Annotated in this window: 11 protein-coding genes and 2 pseudogenes; 7 read left to right on the top strand and 6 right to left on the bottom strand. The window is 68.6% G+C overall.

Annotation, left to right across the window (positions count from 1 at the left end):
- Positions 1-28: 28 nt before the first annotated feature.
- From mmsA to ACTMVF_RS23105, 4 genes and pseudogenes are all read left to right on the top strand, one after another.
- Positions 29-1,579 (top strand): multiple monosaccharide ABC transporter ATP-binding protein, encoded by a 1,551-nt coding sequence (gene mmsA / locus ACTMVF_RS23090; protein WP_441272995.1) that lies wholly within the window; start codon positions 29-31, stop codon positions 1,577-1,579.
- Complete coding sequence (gene mmsB / locus ACTMVF_RS23095) at positions 1,576-2,820, top strand: multiple monosaccharide ABC transporter permease (RefSeq protein WP_128428198.1); 1,245 nt, start codon at positions 1,576-1,578, stop codon at positions 2,818-2,820. Before mmsA ends, mmsB begins: the two co-directional genes overlap by 4 nt.
- Positions 2,821-2,871: 51 nt before the next feature.
- Positions 2,872-3,933: pseudogene (locus ACTMVF_RS23100) on the top strand (aldose epimerase family protein); the annotation flags it as partial.
- Between the two features lie 258 nt (positions 3,934-4,191).
- The gene (locus ACTMVF_RS23105; RefSeq protein WP_441272996.1) at positions 4,192-5,781 is read left to right on the top strand and encodes a pyridoxal phosphate-dependent aminotransferase; all 1,590 of its coding nucleotides are present in this window, start codon (positions 4,192-4,194) and stop codon (positions 5,779-5,781) included.
- A 10-nt stretch (positions 5,782-5,791) separates the two neighbouring features.
- Here ACTMVF_RS23105 and ACTMVF_RS23110 read toward each other — a convergent pair whose 3' ends face one another.
- A complete protein-coding gene (locus tag ACTMVF_RS23110; protein WP_441272997.1) occupies positions 5,792-7,225 on the bottom strand; it encodes a family 43 glycosylhydrolase in 1,434 nt (477 codons plus the stop codon).
- Positions 7,207-8,226 (bottom strand): arabinan endo-1,5-alpha-L-arabinosidase, encoded by a 1,020-nt coding sequence (locus tag ACTMVF_RS23115; protein WP_441272998.1) that lies wholly within the window; start codon positions 8,224-8,226, stop codon positions 7,207-7,209. The genes ACTMVF_RS23110 and ACTMVF_RS23115 overlap by 19 nt, the downstream gene beginning before the upstream one ends.
- A gap of 236 nt (positions 8,227-8,462) precedes the next feature.
- Between ACTMVF_RS23115 and ACTMVF_RS23120 the strand changes: the two genes are divergently transcribed.
- Positions 8,463-8,882, top strand: a complete 420-nt coding sequence (locus ACTMVF_RS23120; protein ID WP_441272999.1) for a hypothetical protein — start codon at positions 8,463-8,465, stop codon at positions 8,880-8,882.
- Between the two features lie 10 nt (positions 8,883-8,892).
- Here the strand turns inward: ACTMVF_RS23120 and ACTMVF_RS23125 are convergent, their stop codons facing one another.
- Positions 8,893-9,330, bottom strand: a complete 438-nt coding sequence (locus tag ACTMVF_RS23125) for an ATP-binding protein (RefSeq protein ID WP_441273000.1) — start codon at positions 9,328-9,330, stop codon at positions 8,893-8,895.
- 23 nt (positions 9,331-9,353) lie between these two features.
- Here ACTMVF_RS23125 and ACTMVF_RS23130 point away from each other — a divergent pair.
- A pseudogene (locus ACTMVF_RS23130) lies at positions 9,354-9,479 on the top strand (transcriptional regulator); the annotation flags it as partial.
- Positions 9,476-9,661 (top strand): DUF397 domain-containing protein, encoded by a 186-nt coding sequence (locus ACTMVF_RS23135; protein ID WP_441273001.1) that lies wholly within the window; start codon positions 9,476-9,478, stop codon positions 9,659-9,661. The pseudogene ACTMVF_RS23130 and the gene ACTMVF_RS23135, both read left to right, overlap by 4 nt.
- Before the next feature lie 54 nt (positions 9,662-9,715).
- Here the strand turns inward: ACTMVF_RS23135 and ACTMVF_RS23140 are convergent, their stop codons facing one another.
- The 3 genes from ACTMVF_RS23140 to ACTMVF_RS23150 form a co-directional block, all read right to left on the bottom strand.
- The gene (locus tag ACTMVF_RS23140; protein WP_441273002.1) at positions 9,716-9,946 is read right to left on the bottom strand and encodes a hypothetical protein; all 231 of its coding nucleotides are present in this window, start codon (positions 9,944-9,946) and stop codon (positions 9,716-9,718) included.
- Between the two features lie 390 nt (positions 9,947-10,336).
- Positions 10,337-14,032: a hypothetical protein gene (locus ACTMVF_RS23145; RefSeq protein WP_441273003.1), complete on the bottom strand. Its 3,696-nt coding sequence runs from the start codon at positions 14,030-14,032 to the stop codon at positions 10,337-10,339.
- On the bottom strand, positions 14,029-14,397 hold the full coding sequence (locus ACTMVF_RS23150; protein WP_441273004.1) for a hypothetical protein: 369 nt from the start codon (positions 14,395-14,397) through the stop codon (positions 14,029-14,031). The genes ACTMVF_RS23145 and ACTMVF_RS23150 overlap by 4 nt, the downstream gene beginning before the upstream one ends.
- Between the last annotated feature and the right edge of the window lie 125 nt (positions 14,398-14,522).

Genomic DNA, 14,522 nt, shown 5'->3' on the forward strand with positions numbered 1-14,522 from the left:
CCGCCCACTCTGATTGGAAGGCACGACCATGGCGGGACCCGTCCTGGAAATGCGCTCGATCGTCAAGACCTTTCCCGGCGTCAAGGCACTGTCGGACGTCACACTGACCGTCCAACAGGGCGAGGTCCACGCCATCTGCGGGGAGAACGGCGCCGGCAAGTCGACCTTGATGAAGGTCCTCTCCGGCGTCCACCCGCACGGCACCTACGAAGGGGACATCCTCTTCGAGGGCGAAGTCTGCGAGTTCAAGGACATCAGGGCCAGCGAGCAGCGCGGCATCGTCATCATCCACCAGGAGCTGGCGCTGTCGCCGTTCCTCTCCCTCGCGGAGAACATCTTCCTCGGCAACGAGCACGCCAAGAGCGGGTTCATCGACTGGAGAGAGACTCTGCGGCACGGCACCGAGCTGCTGCGCCGGGTCGGGCTCAGCGACCACCCGGACACCCGCGTCGCCGACATCGGCGTGGGCAAGCAGCAGCTCGTGGAGATCGCGAAGGCGCTGTCGAAGAAGGTGAAGCTGCTCATCCTGGATGAGCCGACCGCGGCCCTGAACGACGAGGACAGCGGCAAACTCCTGGATCTCATCCTGGAGTTGAAGAAGCAGGGCATCACCTCGATCATCATCTCGCACAAGCTCAACGAGATCCGCAAGGTCGCCGACTCGGTGACGATCCTCCGCGACGGCCAGACCATCGAGACCCTCGATGTGAAGGCGCCGGAGACCACCGAGGACCGGATCATCAGCGGGATGGTCGGCCGCGACCTGGAGAACCGGTTCCCCGACCGCACCCCGCACGAGCCGGAGGCGGGCTCCGCCCCCGCGCTGGAGATCCGCAACTGGACCGTGCACCACCCGATCGACCAGCAGCGCAAGGTGGTCGACGATGTGTCCCTGTCCGTGCGGCGCGGCGAGATCGTCGGCATCGCGGGCCTGATGGGCGCCGGCCGCACGGAACTCGCGATGAGCGTCTTCGGCCGCACCTACGGCCGTTACGCCGACGGCAAGGTCCTCAAGGACGGCAAGGAGATCCGTACGAAGTCCGTCCCCGAGGCGGTCAAGCACGGCATCGCGTACGTCACCGAGGACCGCAAGCACTACGGCCTCAACCTCATCGACACCATCAACCGCAACATCTCGCTCAGCGCGCTGGGCAAGGTCGCCAAGCGGGGCGTGGTCGACGAACACGAGGAGCGGCAGGTCGCCGAGGGCTTCCGCAAGTCCATGAACATCAAGGCGCCGACCGTCTTCGAGCCGGTGGGCAAGCTGTCCGGCGGCAACCAGCAGAAGGTCGTCCTCAGCAAGTGGATCTTCACGGGTCCGGATGTGCTGATCCTGGACGAGCCGACGCGTGGCATCGACGTCGGTGCCAAGTACGAGATCTACACGGTCATCGACCAGCTGGCCGCCCAGGGCAAGGCGGTCGTCTTCATCTCCTCCGAGCTGCCGGAACTGCTCGGTATGTGTGACCGCATCTACACGATGGCCGCGGGGCGGCTGACCGGCGAGTTCTCGCGGGCCGAGGCCTCGCAGGAATCGCTGATGCGTCAGATGACAAAGGACAAAGAGGTATCCCGATGAGCACGGATGTGACCGCCAAGACCCCGGCCCCCGCGCCGCCGGGCAAGAGCGGAGGGGCCGCGGCCGACGGCCTGCTCCAGCTGGTGCTGGACGGCATGCGCCGCAACATGCGGCAGTACGGCATGCTGATCGCCCTCGGCCTGATCGTGGCGCTGTTCGCCGTGTGGACCGACGGTGACCTGCTGCTGCCGCGCAACGTCTCCAACCTGGTGCTGCAGAACAGCTACATCCTGATCCTCGCGATCGGCATGATGCTGGTCATCATCGCGGGTCACATCGACCTGTCGGTGGGATCGCTGACAGCGTTCATCGGATCCATGGCCGCGGTGTTCATGGTCAAGAACGACCTGCCATGGCCCGTCGCCGTCATCCTCTGCCTGGCCATGGGCGCCGTCGCAGGTGCCGCGCAAGGGTTCTTCATCGCGTACGGCGGCATACCATCCTTCATCGTGACCCTCGCGGGCATGCTGATCTTCCGCGGTCTGACGGAGATCTTCCTCGAGGGCCAGACCCTCGGCCCGTTCCCGGAGGGTCTGCAGAAGGTCGCCAACGGCTTCCTGCCCGAGGTCGGCCCGAACACCAACTATCACAACCTCACACTTCTGCTCGGCTTCGGAATGATCGCGTTCGTGGTCTTCCAGGAGTTCCGCGACCGCCGCCGGCAGCAGGAGTTCAACCTGGACGTCCCGCCCTTCAACCTCTTCCTGCTGAAGCTGGTCGCGCTCGGCGCCGCCATCCTCACGCTGACGATGCTGCTGGCCAGCTACAAGGGCGCCCCGATCGTGCTGCTCATCCTGGGCGTGCTGCTCGTCGGCTTCGGCTACGTGATGCGCAACGCGATCATCGGTCGCCACATCTACGCAATCGGCGGCAACCTGCCCGCGGCCAAGCTGTCGGGTGTGAAGGACAAGAAGGTCACCTTCCTGATCTTCGTGAACATGGGCATGCTCGCGGCCCTGGCGGGTCTGGTCTTCGCCGCCCGCTTCAACGCGGCCTCGCCCAAGGCCGGCCTCAACTTCGAGCTGGAGGCGATCGCGGCCTCGTTCATCGGCGGCGCGTCGATGAGCGGCGGCGTCGGCACCGTCCTCGGCGCGATCATCGGTGGCCTGGTCCTGGGCGTGCTGAACAACGGCATGAACCTCGTCGGCATCGGCACCGACTGGCAGCAGGTCATCAAGGGCCTGGTGCTGCTGGCGGCGGTCGGGTTCGACGTATGGAACAAGCGCAAGGTCGGTTCGTAAATGCAGCAGGAGGGCCCCGCCGGAAGGCGGGGCCCTGTTCTTTTCAGCGACGGAGGCAACACGCCGGTGAAGTCCCTCTTCGGCATCCTCGCCGACGGCACGGAGGTCCACAGCTGGTCGCTGGCCAACGGCGGCACGCGGATGACGGTCCTCTCCTACGGCGGCATCGTGCAGTCCCTGGAGATCCCGGACCGCCACGGCCGGCTCGCCAACGTCTCCCTGGGCTTCGACACCATCGAGGACTACGTCACGGGGAGCCCGTACTTCGGCGCCCTGATCGGCCGGTACGGCAACCGCATCGGCAAGGGCCGGTTCACCCTCGACGGCAAGGCCTACCAGGTCGACGTCGACGACGGCGTGAACAGCCTGCACGGCGGCGCCAAGGGCTTCGACAAGCAGGTGTGGGACATCGAGCCCTTCACCAAGGGCTCCGACGTCGGCCTGTACTTGTCCTACACGTCCGTCGACGGCGAGATGGGCTACCCGGGCACGCTCAAGGTGAAGGTGACATACACCCTCACCAAACACGGCGACTGGCGCATCGACTACGAGGCCACCACCGACAAGGCCACCGTCGTCAACCTCACCAGCCACGTCTACTGGAACCTCGCCGGCGAGGGCAGCGGCACGATCGAGAACCACGAGCTGAAGATCGCCGCGTCCCGCTACACCCCCGTCGACCCGGGCCTCATCCCCACCGGTGAGCCGGCCCCCGTCGCGGACACCCCCTTCGACTTCCGCCGCACCAAGCGCATCGGCGAGAACCTCCGCGAGACGCACGAGCAGCTGCTGTACGCCAAGGGCATCGACCACAACTGGGTGCTCGACAAGGGCATCTCGCCGAAGCCCGAGTGGTGCGCGACCCTGAAGGACCCCTCCTCCGGCCGCACCCTGCGGATGGCGACCACCGAGCCGGGTCTGCAGTTCTACTCGGGCAACTTCCTCGACGGCACCCTGGTCGGCCCGAGCGGCCGCACCTACCGGCAGGGCGACGCGCTGTGCCTGGAGACGCAGCACTTCCCGGACTCGCCGAACAAGCCGTCGTTCCCGTCGACGGTGCTGCGGCCGGGACAGACGTACCGGTCCACGACGGTCCACTCGTTCAGCCGCTGACGTCTCATCCGAGGTCTGTTCTGACGTCTCTTCTGACGTCTCTTCTGACGTCTCTTCTGACGTCTCTTCTGACGTCTCTTCTGACGTCCGCTCTGACGGACCTTCACAGGTGGCACACAAGTTCACACCGGTTGCTCAGTGGTTGAACAGCGCCACCCCAGCCTTCGTATGTAAGGGCGGCCCGTGCTCCCCCGCGCGGGCCACCCAAGACGACGGGCCCGGTCTTCCCCGCCGGGCCCGCCCTCATACGGAGGTTCCATGGCCGACACCGTCACCTCGCTGTTCCGCAGTACCGCGGCACACAGCCCGTCGATGGCGGCGTTGACGCGGGAGGGCGGCGACGGGGCCGGTCCGGTCGATTTCTGCATTCCCTGCAACCCGTACTTCCCGACGCCGGAGATGTTCCAGGACATGGGGGCGCGGCTGCGGGACATCATCACCTACTACCCGAGCAGCGCCGACACCATCACGGCCGAGCTGTGCAGCCTGCTTCAGCTCCCGCCGCAGTGCGTGGCGATGGGCAACGGCTCCACGGAGCTGATCACCTGGATCGACCACCTCCTGGTCCGTGAGTCCCTCGCCATCCCCGTCCCCACCTTCGGCCGCTGGACGGACCAGCCGATGGAGACCGGCAAGCGGGTCGACATGTTCCCGCTCCAGGAGTCCAGCGGATTCGCCCTGGACCTCGCGCAGTACGCCGAGTTCATCCGGGCCAGGGGGACGCGGGTGGCGGTGATCTGCAACCCGAACAACCCCGACGGCGGCTACCTCCACAAGCACGCGCTCGTGCAGTTCATGGACGCGATGGCCGACCTGGACCTGGTCATCATCGACGAGTCGTTCCTGGAGTTCGCCGACGCCGAGCAGGAGCCGTCGGTGGTCCAGGAGGCGATGCTGCGCCCGAACGTCATCGTGCTGCGCTCCCTCGGCAAGAACTTCGGCCTGCACGGCATCCGCTTCGGCTACCTGGTCGCCAACCCGGCGCTCGCGGGCATGGTCCGCTCGATGCTGCCGAAGTGGAACCTCAACGCCTTCGCCGAGCACGTGGTGTTCATGCTCAAGAACCACGGCGCCGAGTACGCGCAGAGCCTCCACCAGGTGCGGCGGGACCGTCTCGACATGGCGAGCCAGCTCTCCGCGCTGCCCGGTCTGACGGTGTACCCGTCCCAGGGCAACTTCCTCTTCGTGCGCCTCCCCGTCGGCGCGGAAGGCACCGTGGTCCGCGACCGGCTGCTCACCGAGCACCGGATCCTGGTCCGCGAGTGCGGCAACAAGATCGGTTCGTCCAGCCGCTTCCTGCGACTCGTGGTGCGCCCCCAGACGGACGTGCGTCGCCTGGTGTCCGGCCTGGAGCAGGTGCTCTACGGGTCCAGGAGGGGAGCCGCCGTACCCGAGCTGGGTACAGGGACCCACTACAGCTCGGGTACGGCGGCCGTGGACCGGTTGGTCGGCTCCACCAACGGTTCGGGTATGCAGGGGCTGGCCGCGCAGGCCATGAGTGCCGGGATGCCTGCGGCGGCTCAACCCGCCGGTATGCCGATGCCGGCTCCGGCTCCGGTGGCTCCGGCTCCGGTCGCTCCGGCTCCGGTGGCTCCGGCCCCCGCCCCGGCACCCGCTCCCATGCCCGCCCCCTCGCCGATGCCGTTCCCGTCGCCTGTGGCGCCCGCTGCGGCGGCGGCCCCGGCGGCGATGCCCGGGCCCACCCCGCCGGGGGTGCCGGCTCGGGGTGGGCTTACGGCGGCGCAGGTGCGGGGGACGACCGGGCCGGGACTTACTCCGGCCGCGACGACCGGGTGGCCCAACAGTCAGAGTTGGCCCAATGCGGCAGGGATGGGGCAGGTCGGGTAGCGCCTTCTCGCTAGGCCGGGTTCAGGCGCCACTGTTGGCAGTTGTTGCCCAGCCGGCTCCACTGGCGTACGTCCGCCCCGTCCGCCGTTCCGCAGTTCGCCACGTCGGCCACCTTGCCCGTGGCCTGGTTGACGATCTGCACGTAGCCGCTGTCCGTGGCGATGAAGCGGAAGCGCTGGCAGGTGTTGTTCATCCAGGACCACTGCCGCAGGTCCGCGCCATCCGCGCTGGAGCAGTTCTCGGTGTCGAGGACCTTGCCCGTGGCGACGTTCACCAGACGGTGGGTGTCGTCCCCGAGGTCCTCCAGGCGCCACTTCTGGTTGTTGCCGCCGCTGCACGCCCACTGCTGCACATTGGCGCCGTCGGCGGTCGAACTCCCCGCCACATCAAGGCACTTGCCGCTGTTGCGGTTGCTGATGGTGTACGTCGTGGAGGCGCTGGACGGCTCCCCGGAGGGGCCGGTGAGGGACGCGCCGAGCCGCACCGGGGTTCCGAAGTTCGGCGTGCCGTCGGAGTTCCAGGTGAACTTCTGCGCCCGTGCCGTACGGCCGTTGTCGCAGCCGTCGCTCGCGCTGTCGTTGGCGTGGTAGACGATCCAGCTCTCGGTGCCGTCGGGCGAGGTGAAGAAGCCGTTGTGGCCGGGCCCGTACACGCCGCCCGCGTCACTGCGCTGGAAGACGGGCGTGGACTTCTTGGTCCAGGAGGAGGCCGAGAGCGGGTTGGAGCCCGTCAGGGTCAGCTGGCCGAGCTTGTAGTCGGGCGTCCAGCAGCCGCTGGCCGAGTAGATGAGGAAGGTCCTCCCACCGCGCTGGAGGATCTCCGGGCCCTCGTTGACCGTGCCGTTGCGCTCCCAGTCGTAGGTCGGCGTGGAGACGGTCGAGAAGCCGGTGGCGAGGGTGTACGGGTTCGACATGCGGGCCGCGACGATGTTCTGCGTGCCGCCGCCGTTCGCGCTACCGAAGAGGTACAGCTGACCGTTGATGGTGGCCACGTTCGGGTCCAGCATCCAGGCCGAGTTGAGCTGGTTCCTGTAGGTGTACGGACCCATGGGGTCGGACCCGGCGCTCTCCAGCACATGGGTGCGCTGCGTCGGGACGTAGTCGGAGACGTTCTGGCCGGCGACGTAGTACATGTACCAGCGGCCGTTGATGAAGTGCATCTCGGGCGCCCAGATGTTGCAGCAGCGGTTCGCCGCGTCGCCCTTCCACACCTGCACGCTGGGCGCGGTGGCGAGGCCGGCGAGGGTGGTGGACTTGCGCATGGTGATGACGTCGGTCCAACTCGTCGTCACCATGTAGTAGTTGCCGTTGTGGTACGAGATCCAGGGGTCGGCGCCCTTCTGCGTCTTGACCGGGTTGGCGAAGGAGGCCGCGCTCGCGGACGGCTGCCCGATCGAGAGTGCCAGCAGCAGCGCTGCCAGCAGGGTCAGTATGCGACGGGCCATCCGGTGCTCCAGTTCAGAAGGTTGATGCCCAGTTTGGGCGTGCCGTTGTCGTTGCCGTCGTAGTAGTGGTAGACGATCAGGTCGCCGTCGGCGTCGTTCATGATCGACTGGCCGCCGGGGCCGATGACGCTGCCCTGCGACTCGAGGACGGGCGTCCCGCCGTTGTTCATCATCGAGACGCCGTTCTTGTCGACGTACGGCCCGGTGACGCTGGTGGACCGCCCGACCTTCACCTTGTAGGTGCTGCTGGTGCCGGCGCAGCAGGTGTCGTAGGAGGCGAAGAGGTAGTAGTAGCTGCCCCGCTTGACGATGTAGGGCGCCTCGACGGCCTTGGTGCCGGTGGGGCGGGAGGCGAGCGAGTAGCGGGTGGTGTTGCTCGACAGCTGCTTTCCGGTGGACGGGTTGATCTGGATCATCTTGATGCCGGTCCACCAACTGCCGAAGGACAGCCACCACTTGCCGTCGCTGTCGACGAAGAGGTTGGGGTCGATGGCGTTGTAGTCGCTGGAGGAGCTGGACGTGTAGACGATGCCCTGGTCCGTCCAGCTGCCCGGCCGGCCGGTGCTGGAGGTGGCGAGGCCGATGGCGGACGTGTTCGAGCCGAACTTCGAGACGGAGTAGTACATCAGGTACTTGCCGCCCTGGTACGAGATGTCCGGCGCCCAGGCCTCCGGCACGGAGGAGTACGTCGACCACCAGCCGGGACGGCTGCCGAAGGCGTCGCCGCCCGCGCTGAAGGCGGTGCGGTCGGACGACGTCTTGCTGGCGATGCCGCCGCCGGTGGCGTACAGCAGGTACTGGCCGGACGAGGTGCGGATCATCGTCGGGTCGTGCGTGATGACGGAGCCGGTGACCCGGCCGGGGTTGGGGTACGCCGACGCCGAGGACGGGACGAGGGCGAGCAGGGCGGCGGCGGGGAGGGCGAAGAGGGCGGCTCGGCGGGAGGTACCGAACGTACGGGACCTGCGGGAAGTGCGGGAGGTACGGGAGGTGCGGCTCACGTGGATCCTCCTTGCGGTGGGGGGAGTTCATGTGGCGTTCGACATTTCGATCATCGATCGTCACTTCGGACGGGACCGTAGAATCGAATCACTTGCGCGTCAACGGTCCGCGCAGACACAGAAAGTCGACAGCACCGCAGGGGTTGTTCAGAGATCAAGTATTGGGCATAGTCCGTTCACCATCGCGGAGATCTTGTGAACACCGCGCCACCTGGGATCCACAGGGAGAAACAGGCATGCCCAAGCTCAGACGCATAGTCGTGACCGCCCTCGCCGCGTCCGCCCTCACCGTCGCGACGGCCACCTCGGCCCAGGCGGCCACCATCGACGACTACACGAACACGGCCGACGTCTGCGGTTCCGTCGGCTTCAGCAGGTACGGCGACGTCTTCCGGTTCCTCGACATCTGCAGGGACGGCAGGGGCGTGCGGGTACAGGCCACGAACCCGACGACGGGAGTCCCGTCCACCAGCGACGCCAAGTGGCACCACGACTACACCGGCGGCTACACCGGCTACGACTGGGACAACGCCGGCGTCTACAACACCGAGATCGACGAGGACGCCTGCTTCTACTTCCGGGCGGGCCTCGTCGACAACGGCAACTTCGTCGACAACTCGTACGGCATCTGGCGCCTGGCCTGCGCCTCGAACTAGGCCCTGTCGTCTAGCCCAGCGAGCAGTGACCGACGAGTGACAGCCACCCCGGCAGGTCCACCTCCGCACGGATGGTCTTGCCGGGTGGCTCGCGGTCCAGCACCACCCACCGGTCGGCCAGCGCCTCGACGAGGACGAGACCGCGGCCGTGTTCGTCGAGCGGGTGCGGAGGTTGTACGTCGCCGGGTTTCGGGGGGCGGGGTTCGGTACGGGTGTCACTGACCTCGACGCGGATGCTGCCCGTGGGGAGCGACAGACGCAGCTCGAAGTCGCGGCCGGGGACGCGGCCGTGGGTGACGGCATTGGCGGCCAGCTCGGCGACGATCACGGCGACGGCCTCGGAGGCCCGGCTGCCGTCCGGGACGCCCCAGGCGTGGTGTTGGGCCAGGGCGAGGTGCCGGGCCAGGCGGGCGCCGCGCGGGGTCGCGCTGAGGCGCTGGGTGAACACACGTACGGTAACCGGCGGTTTGCGGTGTGCTCATTTCTGACCCGAAGGAGGTCAGCGTCCTCCAGAGGAGGTATGCCAGGATGCGTTCGCAGGCTCTCACCCTTGAAGACTCCGTGAGCCTGTTGCAGCGGATGCGAGGAGAGCTATGAGCACGCCCGAACTTGCCTGGTTCAAGAGCAGCTACAGCGGCGGAGACGGCGATGACTGCGTAGAGGTCGCCACCTGCCCCCACACCATCCACGTGCGCGACTCCAAGGCCCCGCAGGAACGCCAGTTGGCGCTTACGACAGAAGCCTGGGCGGCGTTTGTCCGCCACTGCGGGAAAGGCTAGAAAAAAAATCGGGCCCCGGAATCAAATGATCCAGGGCCCGTCGCACATGTTGCGTCAGTGACCGGCAGCGTGCGCGTGCACGCCCAGCGCGACGCCCTCGGGCGAAACCGCCGCGAAGACATCGGCGCAGGCGACGGCGGACACGGTCTCGGAGAGACCGGCGACACCGCCGGAGAGGGTGCCCGCGAGACCGGCGGAGGCGGCGGCGCCCGCCTGACCACCAGCGATGTTGTCCAGGACGGCGTCGGTGATCTCGGCCGTTTCAACCTGAGAGGTGAAGCTCATAACCTGCGGTTCCCTTCGCGTGAACATGCTGCAAAATACGGCGGTGGCTACCCGATTCCCGGGCCGGAATCCATTCCCGACGCCTCCATCCGTGCGCAGGATCAAAGCATGCTGAAGAGGAGACGGCCAGCCGCGCCGGGGCGTTGCACTACGTATTCCGGTGGCAGGCTTCACCGCTATGACCGCAGGGTTACCGAATACGCCAACTTCTTCACGGGACCTGCCGCCTTACTGCGTACCTGACTGTTGCGACCCGGTTTCCAAGGCGGACACTTCGGCGACAAGACGGCACGCGGCGACAGGGATGTGGTGGGCGGCCAGGCCCGGCATGAACATCTGGCGCGCTGGTGTGGACGTTTGCCGCAGGTTCGGGCCCGACGCCCCGGGACACTAGGGGTCGGCCGGCTCCCACAGCAGGATCGCGCGGTCGCGGCCGCCGGTGGCGAGCATGGTGCGCCCGTCGACATCCGGTACGGCGCACACCGCGTTCAGCCAACTGTCGCTGTGGCCACTGAGAGGCTCGCCGATCGGCTGGAGGGTGCGCGGATCCCACAGACGTAGCAGGCCGTCATGGCCGATGGTGACCAGTTGGGCTCCGTCGGCACCGGGCAACACACACATGCCCGTCACCCAGTTGTGGGCGTGAAGGGGCTCGGCAACGGGCTCGCAGGTGGTGGGGTCCCACAGCCACACGAGCCCGTCTCGGCCGCCGCTGGCGAGGAGGGTGCGGCCGTCGGTGCCGGGCAGGGCACACAACGCCTCGACCCAGTTGAAGTCGAAATCGCTGGCGGGCTCCATGTTCGTCCCGACCTGTCGGCGCGTCAGCGGGTCGTACAGTTGCACGGTCGCTTTGCCGGAGACCACGGCGACGAGCGTGCGGCCGTCGACAGCGGGCACCGGGCATACGGTGGCGCGCTCGGTCGTTCCGACGCTCTCGAACGGCTCGTCCACGGGTTGCCCGGTGGCCGGGTCCCACAGTTGCAGCAACGTGCGGTAGCTGGATGTGGCGAGCAACGTGCGGCCGCCGGCATCGGGCACCACGCACATCACGGACGCATCGTCCCAGCGGTTCCGGGCGGGGGTGCCGATCTGGTCGCCGGTGGCCGGGTCCCACCGCCGCACACGTTTGTCCTCGTGCGCGCTGAACAACACGGTACGGTCGCCGACGTCCTCGACCGCACACACGGCCATGGTCCAGTTGCTCGCGCGACGGTCGCCGTCGTCGCGACGTCCGTCGGCACGGGGAATGTCGAGCCAGGCGTGCACGAGGTCGCCGGATGCCGGATCCCACAACCGGATCGAGGCGTCATGGGCACCACTGGCGATCAAGGTCCGACCGCCGACCGCGGGCACCGCGCACATCGTCCTGACCCAGCCACCATGCCCGTCCGACCCCGTGCCGGGCGCGCCCTCGTCCGTCAGGTCCCACAGCCGTACCGATCCATGGTCGCTGAGCCCGCCGTGCTCGACGCTCGCGAGCCGAGCACCGCCGTCGCCGGAGGTGATGACGCACAAGGACCTCACGTCCCCGATATGTCCCGTCAGCGGCGCCCCGACAGGTTCGCCGCTCGCCGGATCCCACACCCGGATCGCCCCGTTGCGGCCGCCCGCAGCGATCAGTGCGCGACCGTCGGCGCCGGGCACCGCGCACATCGCGGTCACCTCGTCGGCCTGCCCGCTCAACGGCGTGCCGACCGGTTGCCCGGAAACCGGGTCACACAACACGATCCGCCCGTCACGGCCACCACTCGTGGCGAGCAGCGTGCGGCCGCCCACATCGGACACCACGCACATCGTCGTGACGTAGTCGGTTCGCAAGGCACCGACCGACTGTCCGGTGGCGGGATCCAGCAGCCGGACCTGTCCGGACTCGACAACGGCCAGAAGGGTGCTCTCGCCGGCCCCCGGCACCGCGCACATGCGTCTGGCCAGAAAGTCGCCCTGCGGCCATTCGCGGATCTTCCTCCAGGTGTCCGGGTCCCAGAATCGCACCCCCTCCTTGTCCCCGGTGGCCAGCACCGTGCGACCGTCCACGTCGAGGAGCGCGCACACGGAGGTGACGGACTCACCGTTGCCCGCCAGGTTCGCGACCTCTTCGCCCGTGATCGGGTCCCATACCGGCACCGAGCCGTCCTCGCGGCCTGCGACGAGCAGCGTGCGGCCGTCGGCGACGGGCAGGGCGCACAGGGCCTCAACCCAGCGTGAGGTGCGCTCGAACGGCGGGCGGTGGGCGTCCGCCGCGTCGTTCTTGCCCGTGAAGACGGCGAGCAGGTCACCGGAGTCCGGGTCCCACAGCGACACCGACCCGTCGATGCGACCCGTCGCGAGCAGGGTTCGACCGCCGACCGGCACGGCGCACGCGTAGTGCGGGGAGTCCGTGGTGATGACCCGGTGCGGGACACCGGACCACCACGCGGCGCGCAGCCGCCACGGCCATGACTGTCCGGCGGCGCAGGCCTCGGCCAACTCGGCGCTGCGGTTGCGGCGGGCGTGGACGTGCAGCCACCACCGCCGGCGCTCCTCGCTCGGTTCCCGTCGCCAGTCGTGCAGCGCCAGCTCGTACGCGCCGAGCGCCCGGCGGCCGGTCACGGTGGTGAGATCCCGGCGGTGGCGCAGCAGCGCCGGTGGCTCGACCGTCAGCAAAAACCCTGGTTTCCCGACGAGTTCGTCCAGCCGCCCGCACGCGGAAGCGTGCCGAGGAAGCCAGAACCGGCCGTAGTCGCTGACGTTCGACCAGTCGTCGTCGGTGGCCATCTGCGTGTCGACGAGGCGGCCGTGTGCCCTCTCCAGCGCCTCGTTCAGCTCCTGGCGCAGGCCCGCGTCCAGTTCGTCGTCGGACCCGGTCTCGAAAAGGTCCCGCAGGCTCTGGTGGCGGATCGAGTACCGGCCGCTTTCCCGGCTCAGGAAGGGCCGGAACGCCCGGTCCAGCCACCGGCGCGCGGGCCGCTGGTCGACTCCGGCGATGTGGGCGAGGACGTCCGGTTCGGCGGGTGCCTGCGCGGCGGCCAGCGTCGCGAGCACCGGTTCGCCGACGCCGTCCCAGTCGGCGGTTTCCCGCCATCGGCCGATCTGTTCCTCGTAGTACCCGGCGAGCCCGTCCGGCAGCCGGCCGACCTCGTCCGGCGACCGGGTGCCCTGGGCGATCTCGTCGAGCACGTATCGCGCGTAGATCCACACCCCGCCGCAGCGTTCGGCCAGCGAGTCCACGAACCGGTCGGCCGGCACCCGGTGGGCGCGGAGGGCGTCGTACAGGCTGGTGTCGGTCTCACCGACCCGGATCCGCAGGTATGCCAGCAGGTCGCTGCGGTTCTCCGGGCCGTCCACGTGGATCTCCAGGACGTCGGTCTGCGCCCGGAGGTTCGACAGGTTCACTCCGAACCTGCTGGTCGCCACGATGTGCACCCCGTGCGGCAGATGCTGGGGTCTGGGCAGTCCGAACGGGATGCCCGTGTCGCTGCCGCGCGCCGGCGGTTCGGCCTCGTCGAGGCCGTCGACCAGCAGCACCAGCGGCGTCGCCGGCGCCACGCGGTCCCGCTCGGCCGCGGCCGCGTGCAGCACCTTCACCAACCAGTCCGGGCGCTCCGCGCCTTCGGGCAGCAGCCCGCCGGGGCACAGCCTGTCCTCCAGCCGCCACCGGCGCACGAGCTGGGCGGCGAGGTTCTTGCGGGCGGTCTCCGGGTGCCCACCGCCGGCGAAGGCACTGAAATGCTGCGGCCAGCGCCTGGTCCGCGCCAGATGGGCACTGAGACTGGTCTTGCCGATCCCCGCCTCGGACAGGACGAGCACATATCCCTTGTCCCGCTGCGAGATCGCCTCGTCGATCCGCTCGATGAGCCAGCCGCGACCGGTGAAGTGGTCCAGGTCGAGGTCGTTCAGCAGCGGCGTCGGGTCGACGATCGCGTCCGTCACCCGCTCGAACGCGCCCACCCCGATCGACACCGTCACCGGCGCGTTGATGTCCCGCCCGGCGGTCACCGCCCCGGCACCCGCCACCGCGTCCGGGGGCAGCCCGACGACCTCCGTCGACACCCTGCCCTTGATGTCCCGGCCCGCGCCGACCGCGCCGGGGCCGAGCTCGCCCTTCACGAACCCTGGTCCCCGGTCGGCGGCGCGAAGTCCACCCTGGTGGAGACCTCGCCGTCGATGTCCCGGCCCGCCTCGACCGCGCCCGCTCCCCCGGCGGTGTCAACGTCCGCCGGCAGGCCGGTGACCCTCGTGGACACCGAGTTCTTGATGTCCCGCTGGGCCCGCACACCGCCCACACCGAGCAGCGCCGGCTGCTGACGCAACGCCAGCCACCCGGCCAGCGCCGCCGACAGGATCACGGCCACCGCAAACGCGACCCACCAGCCCCAACCGGCATCCAGCTGCTCCATCAGCAGCGCGACCACCGCGCCGAGCACCACCGTTGCCGCGGCGCTCAAGGCGGCGATCATCCGTCTCATCGTCATTCGGCCTCCCCCGTGCCGCGGCACACCCTGCACGACGAGGATATCGACAGCCTGGTGTGCTGCCCGGACGAGCGGCCCGCCGCTGTGATCAGTCCTTCACACCCACGTCAAGGTGCACACGGACG

Origin of the sequence: Streptomyces sp. SD31 (genome assembly GCF_052068475.1) — a bacterium.
GTDB lineage: Bacteria > Actinomycetota > Actinomycetes > Streptomycetales > Streptomycetaceae > Streptomyces.

What these genes read in the sequence shown, in the direction of transcription:
- mmsB (WP_128428198.1), top strand. Translation starts at nt 1,576, where the DNA reads ATGAGCACGGATGTGACCGCCAAGACCCCGGCCCCCGCGCCGCCGGGC.
- ACTMVF_RS23120 (WP_441272999.1), top strand. Translation starts at nt 8,463, where the DNA reads ATGCCCAAGCTCAGACGCATAGTCGTGACCGCCCTCGCCGCGTCCGCC.
- ACTMVF_RS23140 (WP_441273002.1), bottom strand. Translation starts at nt 9,946, where the DNA reads ATGAGCTTCACCTCTCAGGTTGAAACGGCCGAGATCACCGACGCCGTC.
- mmsA (WP_441272995.1), top strand. Translation starts at nt 29, where the DNA reads ATGGCGGGACCCGTCCTGGAAATGCGCTCGATCGTCAAGACCTTTCCC.
- ACTMVF_RS23150 (WP_441273004.1), bottom strand. Translation starts at nt 14,397, where the DNA reads ATGACGATGAGACGGATGATCGCCGCCTTGAGCGCCGCGGCAACGGTG.
- ACTMVF_RS23110 (WP_441272997.1), bottom strand. Translation starts at nt 7,225, where the DNA reads ATGGCCCGTCGCATACTGACCCTGCTGGCAGCGCTGCTGCTGGCACTC.
- ACTMVF_RS23105 (WP_441272996.1), top strand. Translation starts at nt 4,192, where the DNA reads ATGGCCGACACCGTCACCTCGCTGTTCCGCAGTACCGCGGCACACAGC.
- ACTMVF_RS23135 (WP_441273001.1), top strand. Translation starts at nt 9,476, where the DNA reads ATGAGCACGCCCGAACTTGCCTGGTTCAAGAGCAGCTACAGCGGCGGA.